22 protein-coding genes are annotated in these 11,165 nt (G+C 48.2%); all 22 read right to left on the bottom strand.

All coding sequences use genetic code 11. The features are described 5' to 3' along the window. On the bottom strand, positions 1-383 hold a 383-nt coding region (gene rplO, locus ABYP73_RS06965), incomplete at its 3' end, for a 50S ribosomal protein L15 (RefSeq protein WP_372973845.1). Positions 384-398: 15 nt separating this feature from the next. After that, positions 399-578 carry a 50S ribosomal protein L30 gene (gene rpmD / locus ABYP73_RS06960; protein WP_188370864.1) on the bottom strand — a complete coding sequence of 60 codons (180 nt, stop codon included), beginning with the start codon at positions 576-578 and terminating at the stop codon, positions 399-401. A gap of 6 nt (positions 579-584) precedes the next feature. After that, positions 585-1,109, bottom strand: a complete 525-nt coding sequence (rpsE, locus tag ABYP73_RS06955) for a 30S ribosomal protein S5 (protein ID WP_163692697.1) — start codon at positions 1,107-1,109, stop codon at positions 585-587. 9 nt (positions 1,110-1,118) lie between these two features. Then, complete coding sequence (rplR, locus tag ABYP73_RS06950; protein WP_372945530.1) at positions 1,119-1,475, bottom strand: 50S ribosomal protein L18; 357 nt, start codon at positions 1,473-1,475, stop codon at positions 1,119-1,121. A gap of 9 nt (positions 1,476-1,484) precedes the next feature. Beyond that, a complete protein-coding gene (rplF, locus tag ABYP73_RS06945) occupies positions 1,485-2,027 on the bottom strand; it encodes a 50S ribosomal protein L6 (RefSeq protein ID WP_372945529.1) in 543 nt (180 codons plus the stop codon). A 19-nt stretch (positions 2,028-2,046) separates the two neighbouring features. Beyond that, a complete protein-coding gene (gene rpsH / locus ABYP73_RS06940) occupies positions 2,047-2,445 on the bottom strand; it encodes a 30S ribosomal protein S8 (RefSeq protein WP_188370861.1) in 399 nt (132 codons plus the stop codon). 21 nt (positions 2,446-2,466) lie between these two features. Further along, positions 2,467-2,736 carry a 30S ribosomal protein S14 gene (gene rpsN, locus ABYP73_RS06935; RefSeq protein ID WP_188370860.1) on the bottom strand — a complete coding sequence of 90 codons (270 nt, stop codon included), beginning with the start codon at positions 2,734-2,736 and terminating at the stop codon, positions 2,467-2,469. Position 2,737: 1 nt separating this feature from the next. Beyond that, entirely contained in the window at positions 2,738-3,289 is a 552-nt protein-coding gene (gene rplE, locus ABYP73_RS06930; RefSeq protein WP_372945528.1) for a 50S ribosomal protein L5, read from the bottom strand. 2 nt (positions 3,290-3,291) lie between these two features. Continuing rightward, a complete protein-coding gene (gene rplX, locus ABYP73_RS06925) occupies positions 3,292-3,603 on the bottom strand; it encodes a 50S ribosomal protein L24 (RefSeq protein ID WP_372973844.1) in 312 nt (103 codons plus the stop codon). 12 nt (positions 3,604-3,615) lie between these two features. Beyond that, complete coding sequence (rplN, locus tag ABYP73_RS06920) at positions 3,616-3,984, bottom strand: 50S ribosomal protein L14 (protein ID WP_129605547.1); 369 nt, start codon at positions 3,982-3,984, stop codon at positions 3,616-3,618. Positions 3,985-3,986: 2 nt separating this feature from the next. Then, a complete protein-coding gene (gene rpsQ / locus ABYP73_RS06915) occupies positions 3,987-4,244 on the bottom strand; it encodes a 30S ribosomal protein S17 (protein WP_066424976.1) in 258 nt (85 codons plus the stop codon). Between the two features lie 13 nt (positions 4,245-4,257). Continuing rightward, positions 4,258-4,449, bottom strand: a complete 192-nt coding sequence (gene rpmC, locus ABYP73_RS06910; protein ID WP_372945526.1) for a 50S ribosomal protein L29 — start codon at positions 4,447-4,449, stop codon at positions 4,258-4,260. Positions 4,450-4,467: 18 nt separating this feature from the next. Continuing rightward, complete coding sequence (gene rplP, locus ABYP73_RS06905) at positions 4,468-4,890, bottom strand: 50S ribosomal protein L16 (RefSeq protein WP_372945525.1); 423 nt, start codon at positions 4,888-4,890, stop codon at positions 4,468-4,470. Between the two features lie 18 nt (positions 4,891-4,908). Then, the gene (gene rpsC, locus ABYP73_RS06900) at positions 4,909-5,619 is read right to left on the bottom strand and encodes a 30S ribosomal protein S3 (protein ID WP_188370855.1); all 711 of its coding nucleotides are present in this window, start codon (positions 5,617-5,619) and stop codon (positions 4,909-4,911) included. 1 nt (position 5,620) lies between these two features. Then, complete coding sequence (rplV, locus tag ABYP73_RS06895; RefSeq protein ID WP_163692678.1) at positions 5,621-6,028, bottom strand: 50S ribosomal protein L22; 408 nt, start codon at positions 6,026-6,028, stop codon at positions 5,621-5,623. A gap of 7 nt (positions 6,029-6,035) precedes the next feature. Then, complete coding sequence (gene rpsS, locus ABYP73_RS06890) at positions 6,036-6,314, bottom strand: 30S ribosomal protein S19 (protein WP_163692676.1); 279 nt, start codon at positions 6,312-6,314, stop codon at positions 6,036-6,038. A 13-nt stretch (positions 6,315-6,327) separates the two neighbouring features. Continuing rightward, complete coding sequence (gene rplB / locus ABYP73_RS06885; RefSeq protein ID WP_372946395.1) at positions 6,328-7,152, bottom strand: 50S ribosomal protein L2; 825 nt, start codon at positions 7,150-7,152, stop codon at positions 6,328-6,330. Positions 7,153-7,161: 9 nt separating this feature from the next. Beyond that, positions 7,162-7,452 (bottom strand): 50S ribosomal protein L23, encoded by a 291-nt coding sequence (gene rplW, locus ABYP73_RS06880; protein WP_372946394.1) that lies wholly within the window; start codon positions 7,450-7,452, stop codon positions 7,162-7,164. Positions 7,453-7,458: 6 nt separating this feature from the next. Beyond that, positions 7,459-8,088 (bottom strand): 50S ribosomal protein L4, encoded by a 630-nt coding sequence (rplD, locus tag ABYP73_RS06875; RefSeq protein WP_372946393.1) that lies wholly within the window; start codon positions 8,086-8,088, stop codon positions 7,459-7,461. After that, entirely contained in the window at positions 8,088-8,705 is a 618-nt protein-coding gene (rplC, locus tag ABYP73_RS06870; RefSeq protein WP_372973843.1) for a 50S ribosomal protein L3, read from the bottom strand. The genes rplD and rplC overlap by 1 nt, the downstream gene beginning before the upstream one ends. Positions 8,706-8,860: 155 nt before the next feature. Then, positions 8,861-9,166, bottom strand: coding sequence for a 30S ribosomal protein S10 (gene rpsJ, locus ABYP73_RS06865; protein ID WP_008613600.1), 306 nt, complete (start codon positions 9,164-9,166; stop codon positions 8,861-8,863). Positions 9,167-9,176: 10 nt separating this feature from the next. Further along, positions 9,177-11,165 (bottom strand): elongation factor G (fusA, locus tag ABYP73_RS06860; protein WP_372973842.1); only part of this gene is annotated, 1,989 nt, incomplete at its 5' end.

Genomic DNA, 11,165 nt, shown 5'->3' with positions numbered 1-11,165 from the left:
GTGACCTTCAGGCCAGCCTTCAGTTCTCCACCCCCTAGTATCTTGACCAGGTCATTTTTGCCGGCCAGTCCGTTCTCGATCAGGTCCTCGAGGGTTACGGTCTTCTTGACCGCTCCGCTGTCGACGAGCTCCTGAAGCGAACTGAGGTTGATCCCCCTGTAAGAAACGCGGTTGATATTGTTGAACCCGAATTTGGGCACGCGTCTTTGAAGAGGCATTTGTCCACCTTCAAAACCTATCTTTTTGGAGTATCCGGAACGAGATTTGGCTCCTTTGTGACCCCTGGTGGCAGTTCCTCCTTTACCGGATCCCTGACCCCTTCCTATGATCTTTCCATCCTTGTGAACGGAACCTTCGGCTGGTTTTAAATTGCTTAAATTCATTTCAACACGCTTTTCTTAAGCTTCTTCCGTAGAAACCAAATGTTTAACTTTATTGATCATCCCCAGGATGTTCGGAGTATCATCGTGGATGACCTCCTGTCCCAATTTCCTGAGTCCGAGGGCCTCCAGGGTCCTCTTTTGATTCTGAGGCCTTTTAATGCTGCTCTTGACCTGTGTTACTTTTATCTTTCCCATCGTTCCTTATCCTTTAAAAACTTTTTCAAGGGCAATTCCGCGCTGTGCAGCCACGGTCCTGGCATCCCTCAGTTGAAGCAGGGCGTCAAAAGTGGCTTTCACCACGTTGTGTGGGTTGCTGGAACCCTGAGACTTGGACAATACGTCCTGCACCCCTACAGATTCGAGTACCGCACGTACGGCACCTCCTGCGATCACTCCCGTACCGTGAGAGGCAGGCTGAATGTATACTCGGGCCCCTCCGTATTTCCCTTTTTGCTCGTGGGGTAAGGTACCCTTGCTCAGCGGGATTCGGACGAGGTTCTTCTTTGCGTCCTCAATAGCTTTGGCAATGGCGGTAGCCACTTCCTTGGACTTGCCCAGGCCGTGTCCTACAACACCTTTTTCATCTCCCACAACCACGATGGCGGAGAAACCGAATGCCCGACCTCCTTTGGTCACCTTGGTTACACGTTGAACGCCCACCAGTCTGTCTTTGAGTTCAAGACCTCCCGGTTTTACTGTTTCTACATTCTTGTATTTACCGTACATAGTAATCTCTTAAAATTTTAATCCGCCTTCTCTGGCACCTTCTGCCAATGATTTAACACGTCCGTGGTACAAATTCCCTCCACGGTCAAAAGCGACCGTTTCGATACCGGCCTTCAATGCCTTTTCCGCAAGAGCCTTGCCCACGAGGGTAGCGATCTCCGTCTTGGTACCCTTGGCCTTGCTCAACTCCTTGTCTCTGGAGGAAGCAGCCACAAGAGTCTTTCCTTCGTTGTCGTCAATGACTTGGGCGTAGATCTCTTTGTTGCTCCTGTATACAGACAGTCTTGGCCTTTCAGCTGTGCCAAAAGAGATCTTTCTGATTCTCTTTCGGATTCGGTCCCGTCTTTCAGTCTTTGATAATGCCATGATCTTTTCTTATGCTGATTTACCTGCTTTTCTTCTCAATTGCTCACCGGCAAACTTGATCCCTTTTCCTTTGTAAGGTTCAGGCTTGCGGAAAGAGCGGATCTTTGCTGCTACCTGCCCGATCAACTGCTTGTCATGCGAGGTCAGTTTGATGGTAGGGTTCTTTCCCTTCTCTGAGGTGGTCTCTACCTTGATCTCGGGTGCCAGATCGATGATAATGTTATGGGAAAATCCTAGAGCGAGATCCAGTTTTTGTCCCTGGTTGCTGGCCCGGTATCCGACTCCTACCAGTTCCAGCTCCTTGGTCCAGCCCTGAGAAACACCTTTCACCATGTTAAAGACCAAAGCCCTGTAGAGACCGTGCTTTGCCTTGTCCTGGCCGGAATCTGAAGGCCTGGTGATCCATACCTGTCCGTCTTCCACCTTGATGTCGACAGAGGAGTATTCCTGTGTGAGTTCACCCAGTTTTCCTTTGACGGTAATGATATTATCCCTTACCTCTACAGTGGTTCCTTCTGGGATCGCTATCGGATTGTTACCTATTCTAGACATTTCTAATACTTTTTTCTTTTTAATATACGTAGCAAAGTACTTCGCCCCCGACGTTCTCAGCCTTTGCCTGCTTGCTGGTCATCACCCCGTGAGAGGTAGAGACGATGGCAATACCAAGGCCGTTGAGTACCCTGGGCAGTTCTTCGTGGCCGGCGTACTTGCGCAATCCCGGCTTACTGATTCGCTGGATCTTCTTGATCACGGGCTCTTTGGTCTGTTTGTCGTATTTCAGGGCGATCTTGATGGTTCCCTGTACCTTGTCCTCCTCGAATTTATAGCTCAGGATATACCCCTGGTCGAAGAGGATCTTGGTGATTTCCTTCTTCAGGTTGGAAGCCGGTATTTCTACTACCCTGTGACCCGCCCTGCTGGCGTTTCTAATTCGTGTCAAGTAATCGGAGATAGGATCTGTAAACATGTTCTTTCCTTTTTTGTAGTATTACCAACTTGCTTTTTTCACACCTGGGATCAACCCTTTGTTGGCCATTTCCCTGAACATTACCCTGGAGAGTCCGAAGGTCCTCATATAACCTCTTGGTCTTCCGGTGAGCTTGCAGCGATTGTGCATGCGCACGGGAGAAGCGTTCTTCGGCAGTTTTTGCAATGCCTCGTAATCACCGGCCTCCTTCAGTGCTTTTCTCTTTTCTGCGTATTTCGCTACCATTTTTGCCCTTTTGCGTTCGCGGGCTTTCATCGATTCTTTAGCCATACTAATTCTTTTTAAAAGGCAGACCCAATTCTGCCAGGAGGGATTGTGCTTCTTTATCTGTTTCAGCGCTGGTCACAAATGTGATATCCATTCCATTGATCCTGTTGATCTTGTCAATATTGATCTCAGGGAAAATGATCTGTTCAGTGATCCCGAGGTTGTAATTCCCACGGCCGTCAAAACCGGTGGCCCTGATCCCCTGGAAATCCCTTACCCTGGGCAGAGCCGTGGTAACGAGCCTGTCGAGGAATTCGTACATCTTCTCTCCTCTGAGGGTCACCTTGGCCCCTATGGGCATTCCCTTCCTGAGTTTAAAAGATGCCACGTCCTTTTTGGAAATGGTCGATACGGCTCTCTGACCTGTAATCATAGTGAGTTCTTCCACGGCGTGGTCAATCAGCTTTTTGTCTGCGACTGCGGCACCAACGCCACGGCTGACCACAATCTTCTTCAGTTTGGGAACCTGCATGATATTGTCATACCCAAATTCCTCTTTCAGGGATGCGATCACCCGCTCTTGGTATTCTTTCTTTAATCTTGGAACGTAAGCCATAACTATATTACCTCGTTAGATTTCTTTGAAACCCGCACTTTTTCTCCATCCCTGACTTCGAATCCTACCCTGGTGGTCTCCCCTGACTTCTTGTCGATCAGGGAAAGGTTAGAGATATGGATAGGTGCTTCCTTTTTTACGATTCCCCCTTGAGGGTTCTTGGCACTTGGCTTTTCGTGCTTGGACACCATATTGATCTCCTCTACGATCGCCTTGTTCTTCACTCGGTCTACAGACAGGACCTTGCCTTCGGAACCTTTGTGGTCTCCGGCAATCACCCGTACTGTGTCTCCTGTTTTTATCTTTAATTTCATCCTCTTGTATGATTATAGCACCTCAGGAGCTAATGAAACAATTTTCATGAACTGTTTGTCCCTGAGCTCTCTGGCTACCGGACCAAAAACCCTGGTACCTCTCATCTCCCCGGTGGGGTTCAGCAGTACGCAGGCGTTGTCGTCGAACCTGATGTAAGAGCCGTCTGGGCGCCTTACCTCCTTTTTGGTTCTTACCACTACGGCTGTTGATACAGCACCCTTTTTTATAGTTCCATTGGGGGTAGCTTCTTTTACAGAAACCACGATCTTGTCCCCTACGGAAGCATATCTTCTTTTGGTTCCACCCAGTACACGGATGGTCAACACCTCTTTAGCCCCGGTGTTGTCTGCCACTTTAAGTCTAGATTCTTGCTGTAACATAATTATTTAGCTCTTTCAAGGATTTCTACCAATCTCCAGCACTTGGTCTTACTCAAAGGTCTTGTCTCCATGATCTTTACAGTATCTCCAATATTGCAATCGTTGGTTTCATCGTGTGCAACATATTTCTTTGTCCGCAATACGAACTTACCGTACATAGGGTGCTTTACCCGCTTTACTTCGGAAACCACGATGGATTTCTCCATTTTGTTGCTGGTTACAACGCCTACTCTCTCTTTTCTTAAATTTCTTTTTTCCATAAAGCAGAACCCGTTATTGGTTTTCCCTTTTTGTTAATTCTGTAGCCAGTCTGGCCACGGTCCTTTTCACCTGTCTCAGCTGGAGTGGATTTTCCAGGGGTGTCACGGCGTGGGCCATCTTTAGGTCGGCATGCTTCTTTTGGAGGTCCGCCATCTTATCCTTCAAATCCTCTACCGACAATTCTTTGATTTCTGATTGTTTCATGATCTCTTTGCGTTGATTTTAGGCGGCTTCGTAATCCCTAGCCACAACGAATTTTGTTTTTACCGGTAATTTTTGAGCTGCCAGCCTGAGAGCTTCCTGGGCTATGTCCATTGGGACACCCGCTACTTCAAACATGATCCTACCCGGTTTTACTACGGCTACAAAGTATTCAGGAGCTCCTTTCCCTTTACCCATACGTACCTCAAGAGGTTTCTTCGTAATGGGTTTGTCCGGGAATATCTTTATCCACAACTGGCCCTGTCTCTTCATATATCGTGTAGCAGCAACACGGGCTGCTTCGATCTGGCGCGAAGTGATAAAGGCGGAATCCATTGATTTGATCCCGAACATCCCGTTAGAAAGCTGGTGCCCCCTTCCGGAATTGCCTTTCATACGGCCTTTCTGCGCTTTGCGAAACTTTGTCCTTTTCGGCTGTAACATGTCTTCCTACTTTTCGTATTATTTTCTTCTGCGTTTCTTTCCGGAATCCGACTTGTCCTTTCCGGACCCTTTAGACATTCCCACAAGAGGTGAAAGGTCTCTTTTTCCGTACACCTCACCCTTCATGATCCATACTTTGATTCCCAGTCGGCCATAGGTAGTATGGGCTTCGTCCATGGCGTAATCGATGTCTGCCCTGAAGGTAGACAATGGGATTCGGCCTTCTTTATAAGATTCTGACCGCGCCATTTCGGCCCCGTTCAAACGTCCTGAGATCATCACCTTAATTCCTTCGGCATTCATCCTCATGGCAGCGGCAATAGCCATTTTGATGGCTCTCCTGTAGGAGATCCTGTTCTCGATCTGACGGGCGATGCTAGCCGCTACGAGGTTTGCATCTACCTCAGGCCTTTTGATCTCGAAAATATTAATCTGCACCTCTTTGTCGGTGATCTTTTTGAGCTCCTCTTTCAGCTTGTCAACTTCCTGACCTCCTTTACCGATAATGATACCCGGCCTTGCGGTGGTAATGGTAACGGTGATCAGTTTCAGGGTCCTTTCGATAATCACCCTGGAAACACTGGCCTTGGCCAAACGGGCGTGAACATACTTCCTGATCTTGTCGTCCTCAGCGAGTTTGTCCCCGTAATCATTGCCTCCGTACCAGTTGGATTCCCATCCCCTGATGATTCCCAGGCGGTTTCCTATTGGATTTGTCTTTTGTCCCATACTAAGCTTCTGTATTATTGTTTGCGCCTACCACCAAGGTGACATGGTTTGAACGTTTTCTTATCCTGTGAGCCCTTCCCTGAGGTGCCGGTCTGAGTCGTTTCAGCATTCTTCCGGAATCTACCCGGATTTCTTTCACGATGAGGTCGGCTTCCTCAATGTTTGCATCCTCGTTTTTTGCCTGCCAGTTGGCTATAGCTGAAAGCAAAAGTTTTTCAAGCCTGCGGGAGGCTTCCTTCGGGTTGAACCGGAGGATGGCAAGTGCCTTCTCCACCTCAGCTCCCCTAACCAGGTCAGCGACCAGGCGCATTTTGCGGGGTGAGGTAGGGCAGTTATTCAGCTTTGCGAAGGCCAGCTCTTTCTTCTCTGCCTTAATTCTTTCGGCCATTTGTTTTTTTCGAACTCCCATAGCTTACTTACTTTTTACCTTTGTTTTTAGCTCCGGCATGACCTCGGAAAGACCTCGTTGGAGAGAATTCTCCCAATTTGTGTCCTACCATGTTCTCAGTGACATAAACAGGGACAAATTGCTTTCCGTTGTGTACCGCGATGGTCTGACCCACGAAGTCCGGAGTGATCATAGAAGCCCTGGACCAGGTTTTGATCACGGTCTTCTTACCTGAGTCTACATTCTGCCTGACTTTCTTCTCCAGGCTGAGGTGAACGTAGGGTCCTTTTTTTAGTGAACGTGCCATTTCTTTCTACTTTTTATTTCTTTCTACGTTCTATGATATATCTGTTGGTATCCTTGGTCCTGGAACGCGTCCTGTAACCTTTGGCCGGTATACCTTTCTTGGATCTCGGGTGTCCTCCGGATGCCCTACCTTCTCCACCTCCCATGGGGTGGTCAACAGGGTTCATCGCAACAGGTCTTGTCCTTGGCCTTCTGCCCAACCAGCGACTACGTCCGGCCTTACCGGAGACGATCAGCTGGTGGTCTGAGTTGGAAACAGCCCCGATGGTTGCCAGGCAATTGCCCAACACCATCCTGGTTTCCCCTGAAGGCAATTTGATCGTTACGTATTTACCCTCCTTGGCCATGAGCTGCGCGAAGGTTCCGGCACTTCTGGCCATCACCGCTCCTTGTCCGGGGCGCAGTTCAATGCAGGAAAGGATGGTTCCCAAGGGGATCTCATTCATAGGCATGGCATTTCCGACTTCAGGGGATGCCCCGGTTCCGGAAATTACTTTCTGGCCTACCTCTAAACCGTTCTGAGCTATGATATAGCTTTTTTCACCGTCCTTATACTCAATCAGAGCAATAAAAGCGGTTCTGTTGGGATCGTACTGGATGGATTTCACCTCGGCTTCAACACCCTGCTTCGTCCTCTTGAAATCAACCAGACGATACCTTCTTTTATGACCTCCACCCCTATGGCGAATGGTCATCTTTCCATGACTGTTTCTACCTCCCGACTTTTTTAACGGAGCAAGCAAGCTTTTCTCCGGCTTATCAGCAGTAAGCGCGTCAAATCCGTTTACTACTTTAAATCGCTGTCCGGGAGTGATCGGTTTTAATTTTCTAACTGACATTTGGTGTCTTTATAGATTACTGTAAAAATCAATGACATCACCTTCAGCAACATCGACTATAGCTTTTTTGTAAGCATTTGTCTTTCCCTGCTGAATCCCTGTCTTGGTGTATTTGGTCTTGCGGGTCGGCCCGTAATTCATGGTCCTAACCTTCTTTACGGACACCCCGTAAGTGCCTTCAACAGCATCTTTGATCTGCAACTTGTTGGCCTTGGGATCTACGATAAAACCATAGCGGTTGTGCAACTCGCTGTCTGCTGTCATCTTCTCCGTAATGATGGGTTTTATTAACACGCTCATGATTTCTTATTTATTTAAGTTGGCCTCGATTCCTTCTAACGAACCCTCAAGCAACACAATATTATTGGCATTTAATATTTTGTAAGTGCTTAATTCTGAGTTAGTTATGACCTCTGATCCTTCCAAATTGCGCGACGACAAATATACGTTATTATTTGTATCGCCCAAGACAAAGAGGGACTTTTTATTTTCCAGGCCAAGGCCCTTGAGTACGTTGATAAAATCCTTGGTTTTAGGGGTCTCAAAATTGAAGTCTTCAACGACCATGATAGCGTTCTCCTGCTGCTTGATGCTCAGGGCCGATTTCCTGGCCAGACGCTTCAGATTCTTGTTGAGTTTCAGGGAATAATCCTTTGGCCTCGGACCAAAGATCCTTCCCCCTCCCCTGAAGATCGGAGATTTGATACTTCCCGCACGGGCAGTTCCGGTACCTTTTTGCTTTTTGATCTTTCGGGTACTACCGGAGATCTCAGCCCTTTCCTTGGACTTGTGGGTACCTTGCCTCTGATGCGCCCTGTACTGCTTCACGTCCAGATAAATGGCGTGGGTGTTGGGCTCTATCTTGAATACAGCGTCAGAAAGGTCTGCCTTTCTCCCTGTTTCCTTACCGTTGATATCTAAAACTGCTACTTTCATTATTTCTCTATCGTTAAGTAAGCATTTTTGTGACCGGGAACACATCCCTTCAGGACGATCAGGTTCTTTTCCGGTACGATCTTCAGCACCCGCAGGTTCTGTACGGTCACCTTCTCACCGCCCATTCTGCCGGCCATCTTCATTCCTTTGAAAACCCTTGCAGGATAAGAGGCCGCGCCGATGGATCCCGGTGCCCTCAGTCTGTTGTGCTGCCCGTGAGTAGCCTGTCCGACACCGCCGAAGCCATGCCTTTTTACAACTCCCTGAAAGCCTTTTCCTTTGGATGTTGCAGTGACATCCACAAATTCTCCTTCCACAAACAGGTCTACCCCAAGGGTATCTCCCAATTTGTGCTCTCCTTCAAAATGACGGAATTCGACGACCTTTTTCTTGGGAGAAGCACCTGCTTTCTTGAAGTGGCCCTTTTCGGACTTCTTCGCACGTTTTTCTGCCTTGTCATCGAAACCGAGCTGAAGGGCATTGTACCCGTCTACCTCTTCGGTTCTGACTTGGGTAACTACGCATGGTCCTGCTTCGATGACGGTACATGGAATGTTCTTCCCATTCTCGTCAAAGATGCTGGTCATGCCTACTTTTCTTCCTATTAACCCAGACATACTATTTATTATTAATTGTTTAAATGTTTCTAATTCTTCTGACAAAAAAACAGGGCCAAAAATAATTCGACCCCGAATTTATTTTTGTTTCCGTTTTTCCTTCGCTTATCGCTCCGGACATGTCGGGGAAAGCATCTGCCTTCCCAATTAATCTATCACACCTTGATCTCTACTTCCACACCACTGGGGAGCTCCAACTTCATCAGAGCGTCAATGGTCTTGGAGGAAGAGCTGTAAATATCGAGAAGCCTCTTGTAAGAGCTCAATTGAAATTGCTCTCTCGACTTCTTATTCACATGAGGTGAACGCAATACGGTAAAGATTTTCTTGTGGGTAGGCAGCGGAATAGGTCCGGTTACCACAGCCCCGGTTGTCTTTACGGTTTTTACAATCTTCTCGGCAGACTTGTCTACCAGGTTGTAATCGTATGATTTTAACTTTATTCTGATCTTCTGACTCATCTCCTTGAAATTAAGCGGTTACCCCTTTGGTTGCTTTGATTACCTCTTCTGCGATATTGGCAGGCGTTTCGGCATAGTGCGAGAACTCCATGGTACTCGTAGCCCTTCCTGAAGACAGCGTCCTCAGTGCTGTGACGTATCCAAACATTTCTGAAAGGGGCACCTCGGCTTTGATTACCTTGGAACCGGAACGGTCAGACATGTTGTTCACTTGTCCGCGACGACGGTTAAGGTCTCCTACTATATCCCCCATATTCTCTTCGGGGGTAAGCACTTCGAGTTTCATGATGGGCTCCATAAGCACGGCACGAGCAGCCTTGGCCGCAGTCTTGTACCCTAGCTTGGCCGCCAGTTCAAAAGAGAGAGAATCCGAATCCACAGGGTGGAAGGATCCATCCTTGAGAACGATCTTCATGCTGTCCATTTCGAAACCGGCCAGAGGTCCGTTTTTCATAGCTTCTCTGAAGCCTTTCTCCACTGACGGAATGTATTCTTTAGGGATGTTACCTCCCTTGATCTCATTGACGAATTCCAATCCGGCCTTCTCCTGAGTAGAAGGTTCCATGGTAAAGACGATATCTGCGAACTTACCACGACCACCGGTTTGTTTCTTATACACTTCGCGGTGATCTGCAGCCCTGGTGATAGCTTCTTTGTATTCTACCTGAGGCTGACCCTGGTTTACCTCTACCTTAAACTCCCTTCTCAGTCGGTCTACGATAATATCGAGGTGCAACTCTCCCATTCCGGAGATAATAGTCTGTCCTGAGGCCTCATCGGTCTTTACCTGGAAAGTAGGATCCTCCTCTGCCAGCTTCGACAAAGCCATTCCGAGCTTGTCCACATCGGCCTTTGTCTTTGGCTCTACGGCGATACCGATCACAGGATCGGGGAAGTTCATACTTTCGAGTACGATCGGGTGCTTCTCATCAGAGAGGGTATCCCCCGTCTTGATATCCTTAAAACCTACAGCAGCTCCAATGTCACCGGCAGAGATAGATTCTACTGCGTTTTGCTTGTTAGAGTGCATCTGGTAGATCCTGGAGATCCTTTCCTTGTTCCCGGAACGGTTGTTCAGCACGTATGATCCCGCGTCCAGTTTACCTGAATACGCTCTAAAGAAAGCGAGGCGACCTACGAAGGGGTCTGTCGCGATCTTAAAGGCAAGAGCAGAGAAAGGCTCTTTAACATCGGGTTTTCTGGCCACTTCAGCCCCTGTGTCGGGATTGATCCCTACAATGGCATCCTTATCCAGAGGAGAAGGAAGGTAACGGCAAACGGCGTCCAGGAGGAATTGTACTCCTTTATTCTTGAATGATGAACCACAGATCATCGGGATGATGCTCATGTCCATCACAGCAGCCCTGAGGGCGGCGTGTATTTCGTCTTCCGTGATGGAATTTTCGTCCTCAAAGAACTTTTCCATCAGGTTTTCATCGTATTCTGCTACTGCTTCGATCAGGGCGGCACGGTATTCTTTAACCTCATCCTCCATGTCGGCAGGGATATCGATCACATCAAAAGTGGATCCGAAATTATCCTCATGCCATACAATCGCCCTGTTCTTGACCAGGTCTACGATCCCTTTGAAATCGGCCTCGTCCCCAATGGGAAGAACGATCGGAACGGCGTTGGACTTAAGCATGTCCTTCACCTGCTGGCATACGGCGAGGAAGTTGGAACCCTGCCTGTCCATTTTGTTCACGAATCCCATCCTGGGTACCTTGTAGTTGTCTGCCAGCCTCCAGTTGGTCTCAGACTGGGGCTCTACCCCGTCAACCGCACTGAAAAGAAAAACCAGACCATCCAGGACACGGAGCGATCTGTTCACCTCAACGGTGAAATCCACGTGGCCGGGGGTGTCTATTATATTAAAGTGGTAGGGCTTTGTCTCATCGATGATCTGCCCGTTTTTCATCGGGAAATTCCAGGTACAGGTTGTGGCAGCGGAAGTAATGGTGATCCCGCGCTCCTGCTCCTGCTCCATCCAGTCCATGGT

This window comes from Muriicola sp. (assembly GCF_041567615.1).
In the GTDB taxonomy this organism is placed as follows: domain Bacteria; phylum Bacteroidota; class Bacteroidia; order Flavobacteriales; family Flavobacteriaceae; genus Muriicola.
Note: the sequence above shows the minus strand (reverse complement) of the source record. Positions and strands in the feature narration are given on the sequence as shown.

Coding starts and splice junctions, on each gene's coding strand:
- rpmD (WP_188370864.1), bottom strand. CDS start 578: ATGGGAAAGATAAAAGTAACACAGGTCAAGAGCAGCATTAAAAGGCCT.
- rpsE (WP_163692697.1), bottom strand. CDS start 1,109: ATGTACGGTAAATACAAGAATGTAGAAACAGTAAAACCGGGAGGTCTT.
- rplR (WP_372945530.1), bottom strand. CDS start 1,475: ATGGCATTATCAAAGACTGAAAGACGGGACCGAATCCGAAAGAGAATC.
- rplF (WP_372945529.1), bottom strand. CDS start 2,027: ATGTCTAGAATAGGTAACAATCCGATAGCGATCCCAGAAGGAACCACT.
- rpsH (WP_188370861.1), bottom strand. CDS start 2,445: ATGTTTACAGATCCTATCTCCGATTACTTGACACGAATTAGAAACGCC.
- rpsN (WP_188370860.1), bottom strand. CDS start 2,736: ATGGCTAAAGAATCGATGAAAGCCCGCGAACGCAAAAGGGCAAAAATG.
- rplE (WP_372945528.1), bottom strand. CDS start 3,289: ATGGCTTACGTTCCAAGATTAAAGAAAGAATACCAAGAGCGGGTGATC.
- rplX (WP_372973844.1), bottom strand. CDS start 3,603: ATGAAATTAAAGATAAAAACAGGAGACACAGTACGGGTGATTGCCGGA.
- rplN (WP_129605547.1), bottom strand. CDS start 3,984: ATGTTACAGCAAGAATCTAGACTTAAAGTGGCAGACAACACCGGGGCT.
- rpsQ (WP_066424976.1), bottom strand. CDS start 4,244: ATGGAAAAAAGAAATTTAAGAAAAGAGAGAGTAGGCGTTGTAACCAGC.
- rpmC (WP_372945526.1), bottom strand. CDS start 4,449: ATGAAACAATCAGAAATCAAAGAATTGTCGGTAGAGGATTTGAAGGAT.
- rplP (WP_372945525.1), bottom strand. CDS start 4,890: ATGTTACAGCCGAAAAGGACAAAGTTTCGCAAAGCGCAGAAAGGCCGT.
- rpsC (WP_188370855.1), bottom strand. CDS start 5,619: ATGGGACAAAAGACAAATCCAATAGGAAACCGCCTGGGAATCATCAGG.
- rplV (WP_163692678.1), bottom strand. CDS start 6,028: ATGGGAGTTCGAAAAAAACAAATGGCCGAAAGAATTAAGGCAGAGAAG.
- rpsS (WP_163692676.1), bottom strand. CDS start 6,314: ATGGCACGTTCACTAAAAAAAGGACCCTACGTTCACCTCAGCCTGGAG.
- rplB (WP_372946395.1), bottom strand. CDS start 7,152: ATGTCAGTTAGAAAATTAAAACCGATCACTCCCGGACAGCGATTTAAA.
- rplW (WP_372946394.1), bottom strand. CDS start 7,452: ATGAGCGTGTTAATAAAACCCATCATTACGGAGAAGATGACAGCAGAC.
- rplD (WP_372946393.1), bottom strand. CDS start 8,088: ATGAAAGTAGCAGTTTTAGATATCAACGGTAAGGAAACAGGGAGAAAG.
- rplC (WP_372973843.1), bottom strand. CDS start 8,705: ATGTCTGGGTTAATAGGAAGAAAAGTAGGCATGACCAGCATCTTTGAC.
- rpsJ (WP_008613600.1), bottom strand. CDS start 9,166: ATGAGTCAGAAGATCAGAATAAAGTTAAAATCATACGATTACAACCTG.